This window comes from Streptomyces sp. NBC_00400 (assembly GCF_036048035.1).
Lineage (GTDB): Bacteria > Actinomycetota > Actinomycetes > Streptomycetales > Streptomycetaceae > Streptomyces.
Genome location: NZ_CP107940.1, coordinates 810739 through 831962, shown reverse-complemented (window position 1 = coordinate 831962; position 21224 = coordinate 810739). Strand labels below are relative to the sequence as shown.

At 69.5% G+C, this 21224-nt stretch carries 25 protein-coding genes; 14 read left to right on the top strand and 11 right to left on the bottom strand.

Features of this window, described 5'->3' with window-relative positions:
• Positions 1–50: 50 nt before the first annotated feature.
• On the bottom strand, positions 51–293 hold the full coding sequence (locus OHS81_RS03740; RefSeq protein WP_328382394.1) for a DUF6207 family protein: 243 nt from the start codon (positions 291–293) through the stop codon (positions 51–53).
• A gap of 80 nt (positions 294–373) precedes the next feature.
• Between OHS81_RS03740 and OHS81_RS03735 the strand changes: the two genes are divergently transcribed.
• Positions 374–505, top strand: a complete 132-nt coding sequence (locus OHS81_RS03735; protein ID WP_328382392.1) for a hypothetical protein — start codon at positions 374–376, stop codon at positions 503–505.
• A gap of 144 nt (positions 506–649) precedes the next feature.
• Here the strand turns inward: OHS81_RS03735 and OHS81_RS03730 are convergent, their stop codons facing one another.
• Positions 650–1189 (bottom strand): GNAT family N-acetyltransferase, encoded by a 540-nt coding sequence (locus OHS81_RS03730; protein ID WP_328382390.1) that lies wholly within the window; start codon positions 1187–1189, stop codon positions 650–652.
• 344 nt (positions 1190–1533) lie between these two features.
• On the opposite strand from OHS81_RS03730, the gene OHS81_RS03725 reads away from it, so the two are divergent.
• The 4 genes from OHS81_RS03725 (at position 1534) to OHS81_RS03710 (ending at position 5864) form a co-directional block, all read left to right on the top strand.
• Positions 1534–2217, top strand: a complete 684-nt coding sequence (locus tag OHS81_RS03725) for a DUF7691 family protein (RefSeq protein WP_328390881.1) — start codon at positions 1534–1536, stop codon at positions 2215–2217.
• Positions 2218–2524: 307 nt separating this feature from the next.
• Positions 2525–3394, top strand: coding sequence for a helix-turn-helix transcriptional regulator (locus tag OHS81_RS03720; RefSeq protein ID WP_328382389.1), 870 nt, complete (start codon positions 2525–2527; stop codon positions 3392–3394).
• A gap of 44 nt (positions 3395–3438) precedes the next feature.
• Positions 3439–4422: a quinone oxidoreductase family protein gene (locus OHS81_RS03715; protein WP_328382388.1), complete on the top strand. Its 984-nt coding sequence runs from the start codon at positions 3439–3441 to the stop codon at positions 4420–4422.
• Positions 4423–5129: 707 nt separating this feature from the next.
• The gene (locus tag OHS81_RS03710) at positions 5130–5864 is read left to right on the top strand and encodes a dienelactone hydrolase family protein (protein WP_328382386.1); all 735 of its coding nucleotides are present in this window, start codon (positions 5130–5132) and stop codon (positions 5862–5864) included.
• 463 nt (positions 5865–6327) lie between these two features.
• On the opposite strand, the gene OHS81_RS03705 is transcribed toward OHS81_RS03710, so the two are convergent.
• Positions 6328–6942 carry a LysR family substrate-binding domain-containing protein gene (locus OHS81_RS03705; RefSeq protein WP_328382384.1) on the bottom strand — a complete coding sequence of 205 codons (615 nt, stop codon included), beginning with the start codon at positions 6940–6942 and terminating at the stop codon, positions 6328–6330.
• A 76-nt stretch (positions 6943–7018) separates the two neighbouring features.
• Positions 7019–7753 (bottom strand): alpha/beta hydrolase, encoded by a 735-nt coding sequence (locus OHS81_RS03700; RefSeq protein WP_328382382.1) that lies wholly within the window; start codon positions 7751–7753, stop codon positions 7019–7021.
• Here OHS81_RS03700 and OHS81_RS03695 point away from each other — a divergent pair.
• Together OHS81_RS03695 and OHS81_RS03690 are read left to right on the top strand one after the other, a co-directional pair.
• Entirely contained in the window at positions 7677–8858 is a 1182-nt protein-coding gene (locus OHS81_RS03695; RefSeq protein ID WP_328382380.1) for a ParA family protein, read from the top strand. The two genes, OHS81_RS03700 and OHS81_RS03695, sit on opposite strands and share 77 nt — an antisense overlap.
• Positions 8855–9145, top strand: a complete 291-nt coding sequence (locus tag OHS81_RS03690; RefSeq protein WP_328382378.1) for a hypothetical protein — start codon at positions 8855–8857, stop codon at positions 9143–9145. The genes OHS81_RS03695 and OHS81_RS03690 overlap by 4 nt, the downstream gene beginning before the upstream one ends.
• 340 nt (positions 9146–9485) lie before the next feature.
• Here the strand turns inward: OHS81_RS03690 and OHS81_RS03685 are convergent, their stop codons facing one another.
• A complete protein-coding gene (locus OHS81_RS03685; protein WP_328382377.1) occupies positions 9486–10139 on the bottom strand; it encodes a MerR family transcriptional regulator in 654 nt (217 codons plus the stop codon).
• A gap of 230 nt (positions 10140–10369) precedes the next feature.
• Between OHS81_RS03685 and OHS81_RS03680 the strand changes: the two genes are divergently transcribed.
• Together OHS81_RS03680 and OHS81_RS03675 are read left to right on the top strand one after the other, a co-directional pair.
• Complete coding sequence (locus tag OHS81_RS03680; protein ID WP_443058648.1) at positions 10370–11275, top strand: hypothetical protein; 906 nt, start codon at positions 10370–10372, stop codon at positions 11273–11275.
• On the top strand, positions 11272–11736 hold the full coding sequence (locus OHS81_RS03675) for an ABA4-like family protein (RefSeq protein WP_328382374.1): 465 nt from the start codon (positions 11272–11274) through the stop codon (positions 11734–11736). Before OHS81_RS03680 ends, OHS81_RS03675 begins: the two co-directional genes overlap by 4 nt.
• 236 nt (positions 11737–11972) lie before the next feature.
• Here OHS81_RS03675 and OHS81_RS03670 read toward each other — a convergent pair whose 3' ends face one another.
• Both OHS81_RS03670 and OHS81_RS03665 read right to left on the bottom strand, forming a co-directional pair.
• The gene (locus OHS81_RS03670; RefSeq protein WP_328382372.1) at positions 11973–12506 is read right to left on the bottom strand and encodes a DUF1648 domain-containing protein; all 534 of its coding nucleotides are present in this window, start codon (positions 12504–12506) and stop codon (positions 11973–11975) included.
• A 184-nt stretch (positions 12507–12690) separates the two neighbouring features.
• Positions 12691–12906 (bottom strand): hypothetical protein, encoded by a 216-nt coding sequence (locus tag OHS81_RS03665; RefSeq protein WP_328382370.1) that lies wholly within the window; start codon positions 12904–12906, stop codon positions 12691–12693.
• 348 nt (positions 12907–13254) lie between these two features.
• On the opposite strand from OHS81_RS03665, the gene OHS81_RS03660 reads away from it, so the two are divergent.
• The 4 genes from OHS81_RS03660 to OHS81_RS03645 all read left to right on the top strand — a co-directional run bounded on the left by OHS81_RS03660 (position 13255) and on the right by OHS81_RS03645 (position 17235).
• Entirely contained in the window at positions 13255–14097 is an 843-nt protein-coding gene (locus OHS81_RS03660) for a COG4705 family protein (RefSeq protein WP_328382368.1), read from the top strand.
• Between the two features lie 77 nt (positions 14098–14174).
• Positions 14175–14702: a hypothetical protein gene (locus tag OHS81_RS03655; protein ID WP_328382366.1), complete on the top strand. Its 528-nt coding sequence runs from the start codon at positions 14175–14177 to the stop codon at positions 14700–14702.
• Positions 14703–15184: 482 nt separating this feature from the next.
• Complete coding sequence (locus tag OHS81_RS03650) at positions 15185–15847, top strand: response regulator transcription factor (protein WP_328382365.1); 663 nt, start codon at positions 15185–15187, stop codon at positions 15845–15847.
• Positions 15844–17235, top strand: a complete 1392-nt coding sequence (locus OHS81_RS03645) for a sensor histidine kinase (RefSeq protein WP_328382363.1) — start codon at positions 15844–15846, stop codon at positions 17233–17235. The genes OHS81_RS03650 and OHS81_RS03645 overlap by 4 nt, the downstream gene beginning before the upstream one ends.
• 21 nt (positions 17236–17256) lie before the next feature.
• Here OHS81_RS03645 and OHS81_RS03640 read toward each other — a convergent pair whose 3' ends face one another.
• A complete protein-coding gene (locus tag OHS81_RS03640) occupies positions 17257–18135 on the bottom strand; it encodes a COG4705 family protein (RefSeq protein WP_328382362.1) in 879 nt (292 codons plus the stop codon).
• Between the two features lie 296 nt (positions 18136–18431).
• Here OHS81_RS03640 and OHS81_RS03635 point away from each other — a divergent pair, with 296 nt between their 5' ends.
• Entirely contained in the window at positions 18432–18680 is a 249-nt protein-coding gene (locus OHS81_RS03635; protein WP_328382360.1) for a hypothetical protein, read from the top strand.
• Positions 18681–18857: 177 nt separating this feature from the next.
• On the opposite strand, the gene OHS81_RS03630 is transcribed toward OHS81_RS03635, so the two are convergent.
• From OHS81_RS03630 to OHS81_RS03620, 3 genes are read right to left on the bottom strand one after another with little or no spacing between them, the layout of a single operon-like run.
• Positions 18858–18995 carry a hypothetical protein gene (locus tag OHS81_RS03630; RefSeq protein WP_328382358.1) on the bottom strand — a complete coding sequence of 46 codons (138 nt, stop codon included), beginning with the start codon at positions 18993–18995 and terminating at the stop codon, positions 18858–18860.
• Positions 18996–19039: 44 nt separating this feature from the next.
• Complete coding sequence (locus tag OHS81_RS03625) at positions 19040–19960, bottom strand: phosphotransferase family protein (protein ID WP_328382356.1); 921 nt, start codon at positions 19958–19960, stop codon at positions 19040–19042.
• Positions 19961–19967: 7 nt separating this feature from the next.
• Positions 19968–21119 (bottom strand): hypothetical protein, encoded by a 1152-nt coding sequence (locus OHS81_RS03620; RefSeq protein ID WP_328382354.1) that lies wholly within the window; start codon positions 21117–21119, stop codon positions 19968–19970.
• Positions 21120–21224 lie beyond the last annotated feature (105 nt).

The following is a 21224-nucleotide window of genomic DNA, read 5'->3' as shown; positions in this document are numbered from 1 at the left end:
GCGGCGAAACCAGCCCGCGGAACTACGTGAACTCCTCCGGCCACCGTGGTTCAACCGGTGCCGGGGTCAATTGCCGCTGGTAGGGGTGCGCGTCGCAGGTCGGCATACGCGCGGACGGTGACGCCGGCCTGGCTGGGGTTGTGCCAGGGGGCGGACGGACCGCTGGAGAGCCATAGCCCGCCAAGTGCCGTCGCGGCTTCGGTGGCAGTCGCTACGTCGGCCGCGGTGATGTCGATGCCTACCAGGCCCGGCTGAAGGAAGGCGCAACCGGACCCGCGACGAAGAACGAGCACGCCGCCTCGGGGAACACCTCCGGGCCGTTCGGCCCGTCCCGCAGCCGGCGGCTCCGGCAACCGTCGACCCCCTGGCACCGATGGCCGTCCGGAACTGTTCCCACTGCGACCAGCCCGTCACGATCGTCGCCCTGCTCGCCACCCAGGAAGCCGCCCGCTCCACGATCACCAACCGCGTCACCGACATCGCCCCGCTCAGACGCCTCCAGTGAGCATCGGCTGACCGTCACCACTCACCGGGGCCGCCGACCTGCCGGCCGGCGGGCCACAACGCGCCTTCGTCCACGGGCTCGACGCGCTGGGCTCCGTCCCAGCAGTGCCTGTCGCGTTGGGGCTCCGCGCCGTCCAGCACGAGCTCAAGCGGAACGCGCGACCGAGGACCGCAAACCGAGCCACTGCTCGGCGTCCCAGGCGTGGAACCGCTCTACCTCGGTGAATCCCAGCTTTGCCGCGAGGCGCATCGAGCCGACGTTGGCGGTCTGGGTGGTGAGCACCACCGGCTCGCCGGGAAGGACGCCGTCGAACCAGTCGAGTGCCGCCGCGCACGCCTCGGCGGCATACCCGAATCCCCACGCCCGCGGCAGGAACAGGTAGCCGAGATCGGCCTTCCCCGCGGCAGCCGGGCGACGATGCTCCGTTGGCCTCCTGAGCAGGATCTGGCCGATCATCGCTCCGTCGAGATCAACGACGAAACTCCCCGGCCATCGCTCGGGCACCCCGGGCATCTCGCGCTCAAGTTCGTCACGCGGCCGGGGGCCGCCAAGGTAGGTGTGCACCTCTGGCGAGGCCAGCAGCTCGATGAATGTTGCACGGTCCCGGGCTTCGGGCTCTCGGAGCACGAGCCGCTCGGTGTTGATCGGGACAGGCGGCCAGGCGACGGGTCCGAGTTCAGCCATGCCGACCAACTAATCAGCAGGCTCGGCAACGATCAAGGCTCGCGGACCGATCGAGCCAACGGCCCGGGGCCCACCATCACCACCGGGGCCGTGCAAGCCCGATCCGATCCATCCGCCAGTCACCAGGTATGGCCAGAACCTACATTTTGGTGATCAAGGACCGCTCCTCGCTCCCCATCTTCCCCAGACAGTTCAAAGACCGAGCAAGTGGGGCGAGGAGCAGCCCCGGCCGTTTTCAAAGGTCCCCATCACCACATGCCCGAACGCCCAGATGCCGAGTCTGCCTCATGACGCGGCAGGCCACCACAGAGGGTTGCTCCATCACTCCCCGCTCGCAGAGTCCGATGTCAGTGGTGTCCGACAACATGGCGATCATGAGCCGGATCATCTCGTTCAACAGCGCTGACAAGGCCGACGTCGTGGCTTTTCTCGGGGCTGCCGGAAACCTCACATCTGACCAGCAGCGCACCCTCGGCGTCATTCGCGAGCTCGCGCAGGCCAGGCAACTCGACCTCGACCACCAGGGCATCGACTGGGGCCTGTCCATTCCGGACGCGCTCGACCACCTGATAGCCGGGCACGCCAGCTCAGACGCCGAGTATGCGGCCGCCGCCTACTACAGCGCCCTTCAGCTGATCATCGACCGCAACGGCTCCGACCCCGACGAGCTAGGCGTGTACTCGAAGCCCTCCACCTTCTTCGGGCTGCTGGACGACGAATTGCGCCGACTGGGCGTGAGTGCTGACCTCTTGCCGCACGACTACCTGTTTTCAGGGCCGCCAGAAGAGATCCCCTTCTACATCCCGTATCCCGTGGACGGCCCGCACATCGGTATGTTCCCGCTGGACAAGGCCAAGCCCGCCGCAGAGGCTTACCGCGGGGTCCTGGACAGGATGGACGACGGTTTCACCCATGACGTCCAAGTCCTCATCGAGAAGCTGGATGTCGAGCACGAATCGTGGGAGTACGGCACGAATCACCTCGACTGGTATGCCCAGGACACGATCTTCTTCTCCATCAAGGGCTGACCAGCAAAGACACGGCCACCGGCAGTGCCCAGCGGCTGACACATCGGAAAACGGCCGCCGGCGCCGGCCGAAGCTCACCGCCGATCAGGCCGTAGGCGGGGTCTGACAGCTCTCCCGGCTCCTTCCGGCGGATGATCAGTCTTCGTCTTCGAGTTGCTTGAAAAGCGAGCGTCTGGCGTCCAGGGTCGCGGATGTGGCGGGGTGCGGTGTGAGGCGAGGGCCGTCGGCGCGGCCAACGTGCTTCCTTTCCTCAGCACCGCTGGCCGTCGGCCGGAGTCGTGCGAGCGCGCTGTTTAGGGTGGAGGCCATGACCAGCGATCGTTCTGCCGTATCTCGTGACCGTCGTCGCGTCGAGCTTCGTGAGTTTCTGCGCAGTCGCCGGGCTCGGGTCTCGCCTGCTGATGTCGGTATGCCGGATGGTGGGCGGCGGCGGACGCCGGGGCTGCGGCGCGAGGAGGTCGCGGTGCTCGCCGGGGTCGGGGTGTCCTGGTACACGTGGTTGGAGCAGGGGCGCGACATCAAGGTGTCGGAGGAGGTCCTCGACGCGATCGCACGGGTGTTGCTGCTGGATCCCACCGAGCACGTGCATCTGTACCTGTTGGCCGGGCTCAACCCACCGCAGTTCGCCTCCGCGCCTTCCGTGCCCGCCCCGCCGCAGGTGCAGAGGCTGCTGGACGCCTGGTCACCGCGGCCCGGGTACATCCGCGACCGCCACTGGAACTTCACCGACATCAACGAAGCCGCCCGCATCGTGTTCGGCTACGGCGACAGCGACCACAACTGCCTGGTCTCGTTCTTTACCAACGTCCGCTACCGGGTCCTGCAACGGCACTGGGCCGACACCGCCCCAGACGTGGTCGCCGGGTTCCGCGCCGACGCCGCCCGTTATCCGGAGGACCCGGAGTTCGACCGCATCGCCGAGGAACTGGCGCAGAGCAGCCCGGAATTCGCCGAGCTGTGGGACCGCCACGACGTGGCCGAGCACACCAGCGCGGTCAAGGCGGTCGACCATCCCGAAGCCGGAAAGCTGGTCTTCGATGCCACCCTGCTGGCGCTGCCCGAACTGCCCGGACACCACCTGATCCTGCACAACCCCCGCCCGAGTACCGGCACCCAAGAAAGGCTGGAGCAGCTCATGGGCACGCACACCAGCCTGGTGGTGTCACACCCAGGATGAGCGGACACTGCCGGGCATCGTGACAGCCCAGCAGGATCACTGCCATGAACAGCAACAACACGCAGATGAAGGCAGTGACCATTCCCGAGTTCGGCGAGGCCGAGGTGCTCCGCGTCGAGCAGGTGCCGGTCCCCGAGCCCGGCCCCGGACAGGTGGCCATCGACGTGGCCTATGCGGGCGCCAACTTCGCCGAGGTGCTCTACCGGCGCGGCGTGGTGGACGTACCGCTGCCCTTCGTGCCCGGCATCGAAGTCTCGGGCCGCATCCGCGCCCTCGGCGAGGGCGTCACGGACCTGACCGTCGGCCAGCCGGTGGCTGCGCTGACGATCGTCGACAGCGGCGGCTACGCCGAGGTGGTGGTCACCTCCGCGGACCTGGTCGCCCCGCTGGACGGTCTCGGCATCGGACTCGGCGTCGCCGCGGCGCTCCCCTCCAACAGCACCACCGCCTTCCTCGTCCTGGACCGGGTGGCGCACATCGAGCCCGGAGACCGTGTCCTGGTCCACGCCGCGGCGGGCGGTGTGGGCAGCCAGCTCGGCCAGGCCGCCCGGCTGCTGGGCGCCGGCCGTGTGGTCGGGACGGTCGGCAGCGAGGCGAAGATCGAGACCGCCAAGCGATTCGGCTACGACGAGGTGATCCTGCGCGACCAGGTCGCCGAGGCAGGCGAGTTCGACATCGTCGTCGACATGGTCGGCGGCCCCTCCCGCACCGCCAGCCTGGACCGGCTGGCCCCCATGGGACGGCTGGTGGTGATGGGTAACGCCTCGGGCGCCGAAGACGTCGACATTCCCGCCAACCACCTGTGGTTCACCAACAAGACTGTCTCCGGCTTCAACCTCGCCGCCTTCTCCGCGGCTTTCCCCCAAGACGCCGGGCTGGCCCTGCGCCGCGCCGTACAGGCCGCAGCTCAGGGAACTCTGCGGGTACAGGTCGAGGCCCTACCGCTGGAACAGGCCGCCGAGGCACACCGCCGCATCGAATCCGGGCACACCACCGGCAAGCTGGTCCTCACCGTCGCGACGCTGTGACATGGGGCTGCCCGCATACAGGTTCTCGAAGGGCAACCATCCGCCCACCTTCCTGTCGGCAACGGCCATCTCACCGTACGAAGCCGCAGCCGCCTGCAAGCGCTCAGCTGCCTGGCTGCGTCGCTTTCAGTGGCAGCGTTTGTCCACCGGTTTGGGAGGCGAGGGAAGGGCCGAGCCTCCGCAGATGCTCACGAGAAAGACGGCACCTTGGCTGAGGAGTCTCGACCGTGCATGGTTGGGCAAGGGGCAGCTGATCATGCGTTCCGTCGGTCGGGATCCGACGGGCCAGGTTCCCGGCCAGATACCGAGCCGCGTACGCTCTCTCGCCGCCTCCTGAGTCCTGCAGTTGCAGTAACTCGCTCGCCGCTCGGGCCTCGCGCAGTGTCAGGAGGGGGAGATGTTGCTCGTCGCAGCCCTGACCCGCCTGGCACACCGCCGCGGAGGCCGACCCCTTTCGCGGAAGACAGGCCAGCCAGGTCAGCCCCCAACCCGGCGCGGCGACGGCTTTTGCCCGGTGGGTTAGGCTGTGCGGTTATGAATACCGGGACGGCATTGCGCCACGCACGGATTGGTGACCCGGTGCTCTCCTGAGCGCCCTACGGGCCGGAACGGGCCCGCTGTTCGATCGACGATCTTGCGCTGCTGCGCGGGCTCCGCCTCCGTCGTGTTGATCACAGGCTCGGCACATCACCACGACAGGAGAATCCATGCCCACCAAGACGCTCCAGATTTTCACCGCGGACGGCCGGGCCGACGCCTTCGTCGCCTTCCCCGGCCAGGGCGAACGGCACCCAGGGGTGCTGATGTACCCGGACGGTTTCGGCATCCGGCCGGTGCTGCGGGAGATGGCCCGCGAGCTGGCCGGACACGGGTACTACGTGCTCGTCCCGAACCTCTTCTACCGGCACGGCCCGGCACCGGTGATCGGCCTTCCCGAGCACATCGGGGAAGAGGTCCGGCCCGAACTCATGGCCCAGCTGATGCCCTTGATCGAGGCGCACACCGCCGAACGTGTCCTGAGCGACGCCGACGCCTACCTGACGTTCCTCACCGCCCAGCCCGAGGTCGCCGCCAGACCGGTCGCGGTGACCGGCTACTGCATAGGCGGCCTCCTGGCGGTGCGCACCGCCGCGGCCCACCCCGGGCAGGTGGCCGCCGTCGCCGCATTCCACGGTCCCGTGGGCGCGGACGGGCCTGATGCTCTCGCTGACCTCACCGCCCAGGTCCACTTCGGCCACGCCGAGAGCGACCTGACGCCCGAGGCCCTGGGCGAGCTCAACCGGGCCCTGGACGCCGCGGGTGTCGGCTACACCTCCGAGATCTACCCCGGTACCGTCCACGGGTTCACCATGTCCGACACCGACGCCTTCGACCCCGCCGGACTGCAGCGCCACTGGGACCACCTGCTCCCCCTCCTCGACCGCACACTGGCCGACAACTGAAGCTCCGGCTCGGAAACCGAACCTGAAGCAGACGGCTGGGCGGGCCGCACCGATGCCGACACGGCTGACCCGTCGGCCCGCCTGGCCACCGAACGCTGGATGGCCGGCGAGCAACCCGACTTCGTCCGGGAGCCCTCGGCCGGCGCGGCGGAATCGCTCGCGCGCCGTCGCCTCCGGGGCGTCCCCAGCAAGCGGGGGGCATGACATCCCGCCGGGTGTCCGACGCTCACGGTGAAGGGCGAGGGCGTCGGGGAGGTGGTCGTGGGCGAGCCTGCGGAGGCGGGGTCCTCCTGGGAGTACGCGTCGGACGTACCGGTGGGATTCGTCAGCGTCGACGGAGTCGGGCGACTTGGATCACTGGCTCGCTACTGGGACGAGCCTTTCGAACGTGCCGCCCCGGTCCGGAAGTTCATCGCGTTCAAGGGGCAGAAGAACTTCTCGGGTGCGCGGCCTTGGCGGCGGTTCAGGCGGTCGAAGTGATCGCTCGGGTGACGGCCGTGATCGCCGGGGCGGGGTGGCCGGGGAGGCGCGCCACGAGCACCCGGCGGATCTCGGGGGGTGCGCCGTCGACGGGCAGCAGGCTCACCCCGGGCGGCAGCACCGGTGAGAGTCGGGACGGCACCGTGGTCACGCCGAAGCCGCCGGCGACCAGCTGGAGCTTTGTCAGCCAGTCGCGCACGGAGTGGATGATGCGCGGCCGTCCGGGCAGGCCGGGCCAGACGCCGAGCAGCGGCTCGGAGCTCGATGACGGGGTGGCGATCCATGCGGCGTCGACCAGCTCGTCGACGTGCACCGTGGTGCGTCCGGCGAAGTCTCCGGTCGACGGCACCGCCACGACCAGTTCGGTGTCCGCGACGGTCTCGAGGTGCAGGCGCGGCGCGTCGCCGTCGAAGGGCCGGTGGGGTGGGCGGGACGTCAGCACGGCGAGGTCGAGCGAGCCCGCGCGCAGCGCCCGGATCAGGGTGGGTGTGGTGCCCTCACCGGTGGTGACCGTGATCTGCGGGTCGGCCTCCGCGAGGTGTGCGAGTGCGGCGGGCAGGATCGCCGAGCCCGCGCTCAGGACCACCCCGAGCCGCACCGGTTCGGTCCGCGGGACGGTGCCGGCGAGCTCACGCTCGGCCGCCGTCTACTGGCCTGGCGGCGCCGGCCTGCGGTCAGCGCAGGTGCCGGGCGAAGAACCGGGCCGCTGCGTCCCCCGCGAACTGCGGGACGCCGCTGTGCCCGCCCATGTTGGCGTGCAGCGTCTTCTCCTTGGAGCCGAAGGCGTCGAACAGGTCCAGGGCCGTCTGCCGGTCGTTCCCTTCGTCGTCCCACTGCAGCAGGACGTGCAGCGGAATGGTGACCCGGCGGGCCTCCCCGAACATGGCAGAGGGCACGAGGCTCCCGGCGAACAGGACGGCGGCCGAGATGCGCGGCTCGACCAGCGCAAGCCGGATGCCGATGGAGATCACTCCCCCCGAGTACCCGACCGGGCCGCCGATCTCGGGCAGCTGCAGGAGGGCGTCCAGGGCGGCCTGCCATTCCGGGACCGACTTTTCGACGAGCGGGAGGACGAGGGCGTCGATGATCTCATCGCCGACCGGCTCGCCGGCCTCCATGGCCCGGCGCAGGTCGGCGCGGGCCTGCTCGGCGGCGGCCCAACGGGGCCGGTCACCGCTCCCGGGGAGCTCGATGGTGGCCGCGGCGAACCCGTCCGCCGCGGCGTGCCGGGCCCGTCCCGCCAGCCGGGGGTGCATCCTGCGCAGTCCGAGCGGAGGGTGGCCGAGCAGGATCAGCGGCGCCGGTGCGGGTGTGGATGCGGGCGTCCACAGGATGCCAGGGATCTCGCCGAGGGTGAATTCGCGTTCGAGGATGCCGTCGTCGAGGTGCTGTTCAGAAGTGAAGTGCATGGTCGTGCCTTTCGGGAGTGCGCTTGAACGGCGCTCCCGGACGACCTATCGCCCGACCGTGACCCCGGAGGAGAGCACCCATGTCGATACTGCGTTCACGGGTACCACCTCCTCGTTCTCTCGCACGGCCTTCCGGAAGGTAGCAGTGGTCGCCGTGGTCCGCCAACGGGTTTCTGCCGCGGCTCCGTGGCCGGATGCCGCCTCACCACATAGGACACGGTCTTCATCCGGAACGCGGTTCAGTGAGCTTCTGAACGCAAAAAGGAACTCTGACTGCGGAGGGCGGACCGGCCGCTCTCGGGGGTTGCCTCTCCGAGTGCCGGTGCACCTCACGTGGGGCGCGGAGGCGATACGCCGCACTCACGCCGGCCCAGTGGCCGAGCGTTTCTCACTGCTTGCGGGTGAACCACGAGACCACGCCGTCGTGCCGACCGAAACTGGGCGATTGCACCCCTTATTGTCCTTTCTTGTGCCTTTGAGTTGTGCGTTTGTGAATCTCAAGCCCGGCGTCGGGAAGACGACGAGTGCTGTGTGGCTGGCCCATGCGCTTCATGAGTCGGGTATGTCGCCGCTGCTGGTCGACGGTGACCCGGCCGCTTCCGCGCTGCGCTGGAGCGAGCTGGCCCATGGCTTTCCGTTTCCGGTGATCGCTCTGCCGGTGGGGGACGTCCACCGCCGCGTGAACGACTTCCTCGGTGACCGGCAGGCCGTCGTGCTCGATGCGCCCCAGCTGGAGGACCATCCCCGCATCGCCCGCAGCATCATGAGGTACGCCGGGGAGTGGATCGTGCCCGTGACCCCCGCCCCCATCGAACTGGACCGGATGGCACCCATCCTGGGCGAGATGGCGGACGTGCAGTCCCTGCGTGCCGAGCCGGCCCGCTCGGCGGTGCTGCTCAATCGCACCAACCGCCCCGATGCCACGCGCACCGGGCCCGATGCGGACGCTCGCGAGGCACTCACCGAGCGGGGTTTCGAGGTGCTGGACACCCATATCGCGCGGCTCGATCTGTACGCCCAGTCTTTCGGGAACCCGGTCCAGGCCAAGGGTTCGGCGTACATGGACTTCGCGGAGGAACTGATCAAGCGTCAGGATGAGGCATGAGCCAGCGCAAGGAGAGCTACCGCGCGGCATTGCGGCGCGGGCCGGATGTCTCGGCACCTCGGTCCGCCAAGGTCACCAGGTTGCAGAGCAGATACATCCGGGTGACCGTCGAGGTCGATCCCGTCCTGCGAGGTGATCTGACGCGATGGATGGGATGGCCGGTCTCCTCGGTGGTGTTCGCCGGCGCTACCGTCCTGCGTACTCTGGCCGTCACCGCCGGCTGGGTCGCTCGGCCCGGGGACCAGGCTTCGTCCGCCCCGCGCGAGGTTCCGGATTCGGGTCGCTGACCAGCCGGCTCGCACGGCAAGGGTCCTGTGGGGAACGGTCGGCGCGCTTCAGGGCGGGGTTGGCGTCACGTACGGACATGACGATCAGGACATCGCTGGACCGGTTCCATCGGGACACCTGCAGCGCTGTCTTGGGGTGCAGTCCGGCCGCGGGCACGGTGCTCGCCCACCGCGATCCGGTAGGACGGGTTCTTGGGGCACTACCGGTACGGCCGGCTTCCTTCCCCGGCCGAGCCGAGGCTCACGGGGTGCGGATGCTAGCCCTGACACACGGGCCCGGCGTGGCCGTTCAAAGATCTCCTTGGGCTCGGGCGCTGAGCCTCTTCCGCTTTGCGTTGGGTCAGCTCGTCTTCTGCTCCGGCGGCCCGTCCGTGCCGTACAGCTTCGCTGAGGCGTCCACATGGGCCAGCCTGCGCAGCGCGCTGAACACCGCCTCGCCCAGTACGGTTCCGATCACCACACTCTCCACCATGTCCTCGACCGACACCCGCCGGTCCACGTACACGAGGTCGGCGCGGGCGACCTGCTCGGCGGCGTCGGCGTAGTCGTCGAGTACCTCGACGAACGCCCCGTGCCCCAACCGGGCCATGGAGGCAAGGGCCTTGGACAGGTCGGCCGCGGCGGGGTCCGACTCGTGCGTCCGCCAGCCACGCCGGGAGACGAGGTCGGCGACGGCGGTATGCGCGGCCGCCGACTCGGTGTCCTCGTGCGCGACGCTTGCGTTGCCGAGGCGGTCCGCGGCGGCACCGAGCACTTTGTGCAGCGGACGCGCCGGATCGTCGATGGCGGTCAGTACGTCCGCGATGTCGGCCACCTTCATGCCGCCCACATCGAGCAGGGCGCGGATGAGCCGCAGCCGGCGCTCGTGCGTCTCGCCGTAGGTCGCTTGATTCGGGCTGGTCAGCTCCCCCGGAGGCAGCAGCCCTTCGCGGACGTAGTACTTGATCGTCGGCACCGGCACTCCGGTTGTCCGGCTCAACTCTCCGATTCGCACTGCCGGTTCACTCCTTGTCCTCGCCCTGTTCGCCTCGCCGGCCCTTGCCGGCTTCGCCTCCCATCATAGATAGTTGGGCTATCGGATAGCGGATAGTGCCGCTATCCATAAGGGGGTTCTCTGTGTCTTCGTTACTTCCGTCTTCGTGGTCTGTGCCGTCGTGGTCGTCTTCGGCTCCATGGCGGTCGTGGCATCGGCCGCTGGTGCTGTGCTCGGCGGCAGTGGTGGTGATGGCAGCCATATCGGCCGTGGGGCTCGTCGCCGACGACCGCGTGCTGGTGGGCGCGCCGATCTGGTTCAAGCCGTTCAAGTTCTCGGTCTCCTTCGTGGCGTACTGCCTCTCCCTGGCCTGGATGCTTTCGCTTCTCCGCCGAGGCCGACGCGTGGGCTGGTGGGCGGGGACGGTCGTCGCGCTGGCCAGCCTCGTCGAGATGGTGATCATCGCCGGGCAGGCGATGCGCGGGAAGCGCAGCCACTTCAACCACGAAACGCCCTTCGACGAGGCGCTGTTCAACGCGATGGCCGTCACGGTCGTCATTCTGTGGCTCGGCACGCTCGCCGTCGCCGTGCTGTTGCTCCGCGCCCGAATCGCCGACCGTGCGTCCGCCTGGGCGATGCGCTCGGGCATCGTCCTGGCGCTGGCCGGGGCCGCCGTCGGATTCCTGATGACACAGCCCGCGCCGGGGCAGCGGCGCGGCGTCTCCAAGGTGGTCGGCGCGCACAGCGTGGGCGTGCCGGACGGCGGTCCTTCCATGCCGCTGACCGGCTGGTCGACGACCGGCGGAGATCTGCGGATCCCACACTTCGTCGGTATGCATGCACTGCAGCTCCTGCCGCTGCTGGTCATGGTGCTGACCGCCCTCGCACCGCGCTTCGTCCGCCTTGCCGACGACCGGGTCCGGTTGCGCCTGGTGCTGCTCGCCTCGGGCGTGTACGCCGCCGCCTTCGCTCTGGTCCTCTGGCAGGCGCTGCGGGGCCAGCCGCTGATCCAGCCGGACGGCGTGACGCTGGGGGTGGCCGGCCTGATCCTGGTGGCCGTCATTCTCGGGACGTACGGATCCCTGCGGGTTCCGACTCCCCTTGCGGGCAAGGCAACTGCTGACGGCGTCAGTCCCTCGAAGGAACTCGTGTCATGACCGGATTCCTCTTCGAGCTCTCCTTCTGGCTGGCCGCACCCGTCTGGCTGCTCATGATCTTCGCCCCCGCGTGGGGCCCGACCGCCCGCATCGCCGGGTCGCCGGTGACCGTGGTGCCCGTACTGTTCGTCTATCTCGCGCTCGCTGTCCCGGTGTTCCCCGAACTCTGGACCGCGGTCAGCAGCCCGGACCTCGGCACCTTCCGCGAGCTGACGGCACTCGCGGACGGCGCGGGAGCCATCTGGTCGCAGGTCATTGGCTGGGATCTCCTCATCGGGCAGTGGATGTACCGGGAGGCCAGACGGCTCAGGATCCCCGCCCTGCTGATGGGGCCCCTGCTCGCCTTCACGATCCTGCTGTCGCCCTTCGGGCTGCTGGTGTTCCTGGGGCTGCGATCGGCGAGGGTACGTCGTTCGACCCGCGACGACCTCGCGGTTGCCGCGTCCCGCGGAGCCACGTAGGCCGAGCCCGGCCCCGCCTCGCCCGCCACGGACGGCTGATCAGCAGCGCGAGCCCACTGTGGGCCCCGGAAGCGGATAGCGGCCGCCACCTGGCCGTATGCGGCGGGAGTTGAGCCAGAGGCGGTGTCCATGTTCCGGCGTACGTCGCTCCGGCTGCGAAAATCATTTGGCAGCCGTCAAGGAGAAAGTAAAGGTCAGCGCCGTAGCAGCCATCGCGATGGCATAGGAATCGAAGTTCAGCGGGCAGGTGCTCGGCGGTCGCGAATGGCGGACGCCACCGTCAGACCGGTCCCGGCGAGGATCGGCGCGATCATCGCGGTGAACAGCCAGCCGGATACGTCTCGCTCCGGCGCCGAACGCCACAGGACCGTGCAGCCGATCAGAAGCGACATGCCCACGCAGGCGTTGAGTGTCAGCAACGCCCGGGCGGTCCAGAGGGCGGAGGCGCGTGTGCGAGGCCTGTTGAGCGACGACCTCGCCAGTCCGTTGCCGAAGGGCGCAACGCCGTCCGGGAGTTCGGCGCTTGGAGTGACCCGCAGTGTCAGCTCCGCGCAGGCGGTCAGCAGAACAGTTGCGCCGATGTGCACGAAGACGAGCGCGAAGGCGCTACCGATAGACCGGTCCGTCCAGGCGTCCACCCCATCGGTGCCGATGTGCTGCGGTATCCGGCTCGGCAGGTGCGGATAGCGGACGATGCCCCAGGCGGCCAGTGCGGTCAGGAGAGCAGCGTTGGGGAGGAGCCACAGGCGTACGGGAGATGACAGGACCATGCGGTCGATTCTCCGGCGAACGCGCAGGGGTGGGTAGTGCTTTACGATGCACCCCCACCAGGGGCCCGCCAGCGGCGGTCAGCAGGCATGCGGTGCGCAGCACCCCGCCGGCCTGTCCGAGCCCTGCATGGTCTGAGCGCTTTTCCAGCTCCACAGGAACGGGAAAACCCTCGGCGGGAATCGGCTATGAGCCAGTCCAGAAGTACCTGCTGCGGATGCCGGTGGAACCGTCGGCCTGCGGGACGAGCCTGAAACTCTGTCCCGCGCCACCGCCATACGGCACACCGGACACCGTGGTATCGCTTGTATCCAGCACGACGGGGCACCGGCCCGTCTTGTTCATCTTGACGACGGCGGCCGTCACCGCGCTGTGGTGGTTGATGAAGTCCATCGCGATCACGCCCACGTGCCTGCCGGGCGAGTACAGGTGAAAGTGCCCAAGCCGGCCGCTGCGGGCTGGGAGACATTCGAGCGGGCCTGGTCGGGCCGTGACATGAGAGGACTGCCTCGCGCAGTTCCAGGTGCGACCCGGCCGAGCACCAGGTCACGACGGAGTCGGGGGCGGCTGGACAGCCACAGGTGTCCGCGACTGCGGACCACGCCGCGCATCACGGTGCCGAGTGCGTCCGCCGGCCGCTCGAGGGCGGCAGTGCGCCCCTCCTGTCGTCGTCTTCCCCTCGCTCGTGTGCAGCGTTGCGCGGTGCGTGCTCAGGATGTGTTCAGGTTGCGGATGGCACGGTCGGGCACCATGACAGCTGAAATCTCTGGGGCCGTTGAGCCGCACGAACCGACAGGTACAGCTTCCGTCTCTACCGGCAAGCACCTCCGCTGGAACAAGGTTCCCGAAGTCACGGCCTACTTCTGGGGCATCAAAATCCTGTGCACCACGGTCGGCGAGACCGCGGCCGACCTGCTGAACGAGAAGCTCGGCCTGGGTCTGACAGGTGTGTCGCTGCTGATGAGCGTCCTGCTCGTCGCGGTCCTGGTGGCGCAGTTCCGCACCCGTGCCTACCGGCCCGGTATCTACTGGCCGGCCGTGGCGCTGATCAGCGTCGTGGGCACGCTGATCAGCGACAATCTCACCGACAACCTGGGCGTACCGCTGGAGACCAGCACCGTGGCCTTCGCGGTGGCCCTCGTCGTGGTGTTCGTGGCCTGGTACCGCAGCGAAAGGACGCTGTCCATCCACCACGTCGACACCACCCGCCGCGAGTCTTTCTACTGGCTCGCCGTGCTGTTCACCTTCGCCCTGGGCACCGCAGCCGGTGACCTGGTCGCCGAACGCATGGACCTCGGGTACTGGGTCTCCGCCGGCCTGTTCGCCCTGGCGATTGCCGCCGTCGCGGTGGCGCACTTCGCCCTCGGCCTGGATGTGGTGTGGAGCTTCTGGATCGCCTACATCCTGACCCGGCCGCTGGGCGCCTCGATCGGTGACTACCTGTCCCAGCCGACCGCCGACGGCGGGCTCGGCATGGGCACAGTGATCACCAGTGTGCTGTTCCTGGCGGTCATCCTCGGTCTGGTGGTGTTCTTGACGGTCACCCGACGGGACGTATCCGAGCCGGAGCGTGTCACCCCGCGGACAAGTTGACGAAGGGCTTTTCTCCCGACGCGGGAGCGCCCCCCGTGTACGTCGGGGGGAGCCGAACCAGGTAGTGAACGGTGCTGGTGGCGGGCCGAAGGCTCAGCCACCGCCCCGAAAGCGAGCAGGTCGACCTGGGTGCACGGCACATCGGGGTGCTCTTACCGTCCGGCCACCTGTTGGATCACCTCAGCGTCCGGGACAATCTCGCGCTGGTGCAGCGCCAACGCGACATGGCCGAGGCCAAGAAGCTGCTGAAGGCAGCGCAGTTCGACTTCTCCAAGACCTACGAACTGGTCACCCCCGAGGACACCTCCGGGCTCGCCGAGTCCGCGACGCTGTTCGCCTCCCAGGCCCGCGAGGCCGGCATCAAGGTCAAGGTCGTCCAGCAGGAGTCCGGCACCGAGGTCGCCACGCAGCCCGTGGCGGCCCCGGCCGCGCGTCAGGCGGGTGCCGTTGCCCTGCGCATCGGCGCAGTGCTGGGCAAACGTCTCCTCAGCTACCCGGGCATCGGCACGGTGCCGGCCGGAGCGGTGACCGACCGGGACACCCCGGTCATCGCCGCCGTCTACTACGTCATCTTCATGGTCGTCTCAGTGCCTTCGTGCGGGTGAGCGGCGGCAGGGAGCGGTCCGGCACGGCAGACAGCCGTCAGGCGGGCGCTGAGGAGCGCCATGCCGAGCCGCTGGTGGGTGTCGTTGAGCGCAGAGCCCAGGGGCGTCGAAGCCGTAGGCGGCCGGCAGCTCGCGGCCCGCGCGACCGGAAAGGCCGCCCTCGCAGCCGTGGCGCCCGCCGGCCGCCCGAGGCTCGTGCCCGGTGCCACCTGCGGCCGGTGTGTCCTCCCTCACGCATCACCCCCGCTTTTGTCGTCTACGGTAAAGTAGACCGTCTACGTCACTGTAGACACTGGGGTGGTGCCGGTTATCCGGACGTCCCCGCAGCGCGTGACCACGACGGGGACAACCGTCCTGAAGGCCATCCGGGGACCAGCCGCTGAACGGGACGTTCCCGCCGTGTTCGCCGTGGGCGCAGGTCCGGCGAATTGCGGCCGGCGCTGCACCCCGGAACGAACGCCCGAGCCATGAGGTGAATTTGTTTGCGTCTCACCATCCTGGTCGTCGAGGACGACCACGAGCTGCGGGACGTGCTGGTGCGCGGACTCCGTGACGAGGGTTTCGAGACACTGGCCGCCCCGGACGGCGCCACAGCTCTGCGGCTGACCGGCGACCGCGTGGACGCGGTGGTGCTGGACGTCGGGTTGCCGGACGCGGACGGACGGGACGTGTGCCAGGCCGTGCGGGCGCAGGGGTTCGCCGGCCCGGTCGTCTTCCTGACCGCGCACCATCAACTCCACGACCGCCTCAGCGGGTTCTCCGCCGGAGGTGACGACTACCTTCCCAAGCCGTTCCACCTCGCCGAACTCGCGGCCAGACTGCGTGCCGCCCTCAAACGTTCCGGGCCCACCGCCCCCACGACCGCCGGGGACCTGGCCCTGGACCCGGTGCACCACAACCTGTGCGTACGGGACGTCGACGTGGCGCTGACGCCCACCGAGTTCCGTCTGCTGGCCACGCTGATGGCCGGCCTGGGGGCAGTGGTGGGCAGAAGGGAGCTGGTCCGGGCCGGCTGGCCGGAGGGCGCGCAGGTCAGCGACAACACCCTCGACCAGTATCTGAGCCGGCTGCGCCGCAAGATCCGGGAGGCAGGCAGCAACCTGACGATCAGCACCCTCCGGGGGATCGGACACCGGCTGTCATGAGCGCCACCCCCAACCGTCTCGCCGCGTGGGCCGGCCGCTGCCGCCCCTGTACGTTGCGGGGCCGGCTGTCCCTTATTGCGCTGACCACCGCCGCTCTGGTGATGGTGGTCCTCACCGTCGTGTTCAACTCGATCGTTCGCCAGCGCCTCCAGCAGCAGGCGGACAACGAACTGCACGCCCGGGCCGGCGCCGTGGCTGCGACCGTCGACACCCGCCATCACCCGGTACGCGTCCTGGAGACGCCGGGCGACGCCGCCCTCGACACCAACGTGTGGATCTACGCGGGCCCCCGGCTGCTGGAGCACCCTGCCTCCGCCCCGCCCGGCGACATGATCACCCGCACCGCCACGGGTCTCGCCGCGCACGGCGACAAACGCTGTGCCGAGGTAACGGCTGGTGATCGGATACGCCTGTGTGCCGAGCCCGTGGGCGGGGTCCGGCCGGGTGCCGGGCCCGCTGCCGCCGTGGTCACCGCCATGGACCTCGCGCCGTACCGCGCCTCGGCCGACACCCTGCTCATCGCCTCCCTTGCCCTGGACGCCGGTGTCCTGGCCTGCACCTATGTCCTGACCCGGCTGGCGGTGGGGCGCGCCCTGCGGCCCGTGCGGACGATGACGGAGCAGGCCACCCGGTGGAGCGTGGTCGCCTCCGACCAGCGCTTCGGCGCCGGGAACCGCCCTGTCGAGCTCACCCGGCTCGGGGCTTCACTGGACGAGCTGCTGGACCGGATCCGTGCCGTGCTGCGCCACGAACAGCAGCTCACCCGGGAGCTCTCCCATGAGCTGCGCAACCCCCTGGCGCGGATCACCGCCGAACTCGACTGGTGGCAGACCCGCCCCCGTTCCACCGCCGAAACCCGCGCCACGCACGCCTCCATCGCCGATGCCGCCACCTCCATGCGCACCATCTGCGAGACCGTCCTCGACGACGCCCGGGCCGGCGCACACTCCGTTCCCGGCACGGCGGACGTCATGGCCCTGCTGCGCCGGCTCGCCGTCCGGCTCGAAGCCCCCGAGAAGACCACGCTCACGGTTTCCGGTCCGGACACCCTCGTGGCCGGGGTGCCCGCCGCGCTGCTGGAGCGCATCGTCGCCCCGCTCGTCGACAATGCGCTGCGCTACGCCTGCAACCGGGTTGCCATCCGAGTCTCGACGGGGCTCGACGGCATACGGGTGGCGGTCGTCGACGACGGTCCCGGTGTCCCGGCCGCCTTCACCGCGGACCTCTTCCAGCCGGGCCGGCGCGCCGACCCCGAGGACGGACACGGCGGAGCGGGCCTGGGACTGCCGCTCGCGCGACGCCTGGCCCGCTCCGCCGGCGGTGATGTGACCCATGACGGCGGGCACCACCCGGGCGCGCGCTTCGTGGTCAGCCTGCCCACCGGATGATCACGCCGCGCGCGGCGCCGCTCAGGAAACGCCCGTGAGCGTCGCGTCTTGGGAGGCCGCGGTCCTGCGCTCCTGAACGTGGGCGTAGCTCATGAGGCCGATCAGCACCCCCAGGAGTACCGCCGACGAGCCGGCCGTGCCGAGGTCGAGGCCGCCCTTGGCGAGCGGCTTGGTGAGGAAGTCACCGGCGGTCGCCCCGAGGGGCCGGGTGAGCACGAAGGCGATCCAGAACAGGACCACGTTCGGCACGGCCGGCACCCGCATCAGGGCGACGAGTACGGCGAGCACACCGGTGACGAGCAGGGCGCCGCCCGCGTACCCGAGTCCGGAGCTGTCGGAGAGGAAGTCCCCCATCGAGGTGCCGAGCGTGTTCGACACGAGGATCGCCGCCCAGAACAGGGCCTCCGCGCGGAAGGAGACGATGTCGCGGATGGCGAACGTCAGGCCGGTGCACTTCCAGAGGACGAAGATGGCGAGCAGCAGCGAGACCAGGATGGCAGCCCCTGTGGGGTAGCCCAGCCCCAGGCCCTGTGGTCCCCAGCCGAGCGACTTCGCGCCGTCGGTGAGGAACGTGGCGCTGGCGTCCCGGTTCATGAAGTCGGACATCGTGGTGCCCGCCATGCTCGTGGACAGGATGACGGTCCAGTAGAAGAAGGGGTTGTAGCGCCGGGACCGGAGCTGCACGACCAGCGTGAGCACGAAGATCAGGAACAGCGCGATGGTGGTCAGGAAGTACCCGAGTTTGAGGGTCTGGGCGAAGAGGTCACCGGCGGTCTCGCCGAGGGTCGTCGCCGCGATCTTCATGACCCAGAAGGCCAGCGTGACCTCGGGGAGCTTTCGCATCACGTACCTGTCGGTGCCGGTGACGTCCATATCGGTCAGGACTTCAGGCTCAGGCAAGGCCAATCCTTCCTGGGAGGCGCCTCCGCATCACTGCACGGGGTGCCGTGGGGGTTCTACGGAGTACGCACACTGGCGGCGAACGGCGAGTACGAGGTGCACCGCGTACCGCGGTGACGTCGCACGCCGCCCGATGCTTCCAGCCGCAGCCTGAACACATCCTGAACACCGCCGACCGCACCCACGAAGCAGACCCGGATCTCCGGTTCCCGGCGACGACCGTGGGCGATCGCCGAAGACCAGGTGAAGGTAGCTGCCTCTGCAGGCCACGTCGAAGTTGCGTTTTCCCTGTCCAAGTGGCCTCTTGCACCGGTCATTGCGGGGGCTACTTCTCTGCCGTCCAGCGCAAGGCCCTCTCGCCCGACGACTTCACCGACCTCACCGAGGTCAGGAACCGGCTCCGAGCCTTCGAAGACCGCTACAACGCCACGGCACAGCCGTTCCAGTGGAGGTTCACCACCTCCGACCTGGACGATCTGCCGGCCAGGCTCGACCGGCACACCGCCGATCACCACGAAGAATCCTCTGTCGCACCGGCAGCGTGAACAACCCCCGAAGGAGTGACGGCGCCGACCACTCAGGGCTCACTGCCCCAAACAGGTGTCCGTGGCGCTTCGCAGCCATGCGCCTGGGTCTGGTGCCCGTACGACGTTCCGCTGAATCGTCTCGGCGAAGCGCACACGCGGGCCGCCAAGCACAGCGGCCAGGTGCCCGGCGCCGCCTCACCCCATCCGGTCGTCCCCCCCGCCGCGCAGGCGGACGAGCACGGTGTCGATGTCCGGCTGGGCGCCGAAGGACGTCTTCCAGGGCACCTGTAACGGCATGCGCAGCAGATATGCGCGTGCGGAATCGATCTGCATGGTCTCCTCCGCTGTGGGTCCGGGAGGTCTTCCCTGCGCCGGGTTCACGCTTGACGTACCAGCCACGCCTTGGCCTGCTCGGCGTACTGCGGGGCCCACTGCGGGGTCCAGCGCAGGAAGTAGGCGTGCATGGCGAGGGCGTGCAGGAAATGGGCGAGGGAGATGCGCTCGCGGTGGTCGTCCGGCAGCGGACAGGCCGAGGCGTACGCCTCGAGGAAGACCTCCCGGCCGTCCGCGAAGCCGTCGAAGAGGTGCTCGTCGAGCTTGCCGAAGTCGCGGAACCGGTCGGCGTACAGGGCGTGTTCGAAGTCCAGAACGCAACTGATCCGTCCGTCGCGGACGAGGAAGTTCGGCAGCCACAGGTCGCCATGGGTGAGGGCCGGGACGTTCGCCGCGTCGTTCAGCCGCGCCAGAGCGGCGCCGACGGCGGTCCGCAGGGCGTCGGCGTCGCCGATCAGCGTCAGGTCGGCCTGTGGCAGCAGCGCCTCCACCTCCGCCTCGACCGCCTGCCGCAGCGTCGGCGCGGAGGTGCCGCCGAGCACGTCGCCGTAGTGCGGGCCCTTGATGGCGTGCAGCCGTCCGACGACGTCGCCGAGGTCGCGGACCAGCGTCAGCCGCTGCTCCGGGCCGAGGGCTTCCCACACGTCCCCCGCGGCGTCGCCCTCCTGGAACTCCTGGATGACCAGCGGGCCGTCCACGGCCGGCTCGTGGGGGACGAGCTGCCGGTAGCGGACCACCGGGATGCCGTGCTCGGCCGCCACCTGCGCTGCGGCCATCAGGCGCCGCAGGTGCTCGGGGTCCCGTTCACGCTGCGGCACCTTGACCAGCAGCCGGCCCCGGTCGGTGTCGGCCACCCACTGCTTGCTCGTGTAGCCCTTGTCGAGGGGATGGACCGACGTGACGCGGATCTGTGGGAACTCTCTTTCCAGGATGGCGCTGATGGTGCTGGAGGGGTTGGTGGGCATGCGGAAATCACCTGCTGTGGGCATGGGGGGTACGGTTCGGCGCCCGGTTCGGCACCTGAGTGGGGGCGATCTTGAGGCGCCCCTGCATCAGTACAACGTAGGCCGTGCGCATGGCCGTTGCGCCACGCCTGATCCGCTCCCAGACGAGGTCGGCGACGCCGAGCCGGGCCGCCTGCGCCATGAGGAACACCACGGCGTCCCGGGACTTGGCCGAGTGCCCCATCTCCACGTTGTCGTCGGCGATGTGGAGGCGGGTGAAGCTCGTGTCGTACCCGAGCTCCGTCAGATCGTCGGCCTTGGAGATACCTGCGGAGCCAAGTCGACTCCTCGACGAACTCCCGCGTCCAGAACTTCGGCAGCCGGTGGCCGATCCCCGCGAGCAGATCCTCGTCGAGCACGCCGTGGCTCCGGCCCGGTTCGCCGTTGCCGATTTCGTCCCAGTAGATGTCGTAAAGCAGTCGTTCAGAGAGGAGGCGAGGGCCCGCAGCAGGTCGCCGCTCTCCTCCGGAGACCGGTCGAAACAGTTGTCCAGCAGGGTGCCGTCCACCGCGGACGTACCGTGCGCACGGCGGGCCGACGGCGTCTTGCGCGCCACGAGATCCCGCATGGCCCGCTCCGGTGCCCGCAGCGCGTTCAGACATGCTCGCGTCAGCTCCGTCCGGTACAGCCGCGCGGTGTCGTCGAGCAGCCGCGCGAACCTGGCGAACCGCTCCTCGCCGTCCGTGGCCAGGCCCGACGCGGCGAACTCCCGGAGCGCCGCGCCGACGGCCGGGGCGACCTCGTCCGGCCGCTGAGTGGGCGGCCACGCCACCTCGACGCCCTCGGTGCCCTCCGCGACCGCCGTGACGCACGACGCGATCCACTCCGGGATGTCGTACAGCGCACCGGTGGGCAGATGACACAGCGGTACCCGGGCGAACGGCGACAGCCACACACCGTCCCGGTCGGCCAGAACGGCCAGGTGCCGGGCGGCGGTGGCGGCGACCACCCGGACGCCGTCCGCGTCGAGGGCACCGAACTCCGGTGCCGAGTGAGGGAGTTGCCGCTCCAAGGCGTCGAGTGCGCCGACCGGGAAGGGTGCCGCCTCGATCACTCCGTCGAGCAGATGCTCCGCGCTCCGGAGCGCGTTGGGCGTGCAGGTGTCGCCACCTGTCACCACCGCTGGCAGGGTGCGTGCTGACTCAACGCTGACTCTCCTGACGCACTACCGACGACACCCGGACCGGCTCTCTCCCCACCACAACGGTATCCGGCCTACAAGCAG

Coding starts and splice junctions, on each gene's coding strand:
- OHS81_RS03735 (WP_328382392.1), top strand. CDS start 374: ATGGCCGTCCGGAACTGTTCCCACTGCGACCAGCCCGTCACGATCGTC.
- OHS81_RS03730 (WP_328382390.1), bottom strand. CDS start 1,189: ATGGCTGAACTCGGACCCGTCGCCTGGCCGCCTGTCCCGATCAACACC.
- OHS81_RS03725 (WP_328390881.1), top strand. CDS start 1,534: ATGTCAGTGGTGTCCGACAACATGGCGATCATGAGCCGGATCATCTCG.
- OHS81_RS03720 (WP_328382389.1), top strand. CDS start 2,525: ATGACCAGCGATCGTTCTGCCGTATCTCGTGACCGTCGTCGCGTCGAG.
- OHS81_RS03715 (WP_328382388.1), top strand. CDS start 3,439: ATGAACAGCAACAACACGCAGATGAAGGCAGTGACCATTCCCGAGTTC.
- OHS81_RS03710 (WP_328382386.1), top strand. CDS start 5,130: ATGCCCACCAAGACGCTCCAGATTTTCACCGCGGACGGCCGGGCCGAC.
- OHS81_RS03695 (WP_328382380.1), top strand. CDS start 7,677: ATGCCAGGGATCTCGCCGAGGGTGAATTCGCGTTCGAGGATGCCGTCG.
- OHS81_RS03700 (WP_328382382.1), bottom strand. CDS start 7,753: ATGCACTTCACTTCTGAACAGCACCTCGACGACGGCATCCTCGAACGC.
- OHS81_RS03690 (WP_328382378.1), top strand. CDS start 8,855: ATGAGCCAGCGCAAGGAGAGCTACCGCGCGGCATTGCGGCGCGGGCCG.
- OHS81_RS03680 (WP_443058648.1), top strand. CDS start 10,370: ATGGCAGCCATATCGGCCGTGGGGCTCGTCGCCGACGACCGCGTGCTG.
- OHS81_RS03675 (WP_328382374.1), top strand. CDS start 11,272: ATGACCGGATTCCTCTTCGAGCTCTCCTTCTGGCTGGCCGCACCCGTC.
- OHS81_RS03670 (WP_328382372.1), bottom strand. CDS start 12,506: ATGGTCCTGTCATCTCCCGTACGCCTGTGGCTCCTCCCCAACGCTGCT.
- OHS81_RS03660 (WP_328382368.1), top strand. CDS start 13,255: ATGACAGCTGAAATCTCTGGGGCCGTTGAGCCGCACGAACCGACAGGT.
- OHS81_RS03645 (WP_328382363.1), top strand. CDS start 15,844: ATGAGCGCCACCCCCAACCGTCTCGCCGCGTGGGCCGGCCGCTGCCGC.
- OHS81_RS03630 (WP_328382358.1), bottom strand. CDS start 18,995: ATGCAGATCGATTCCGCACGCGCATATCTGCTGCGCATGCCGTTACAG.
- OHS81_RS03625 (WP_328382356.1), bottom strand. CDS start 19,960: ATGCCCACCAACCCCTCCAGCACCATCAGCGCCATCCTGGAAAGAGAG.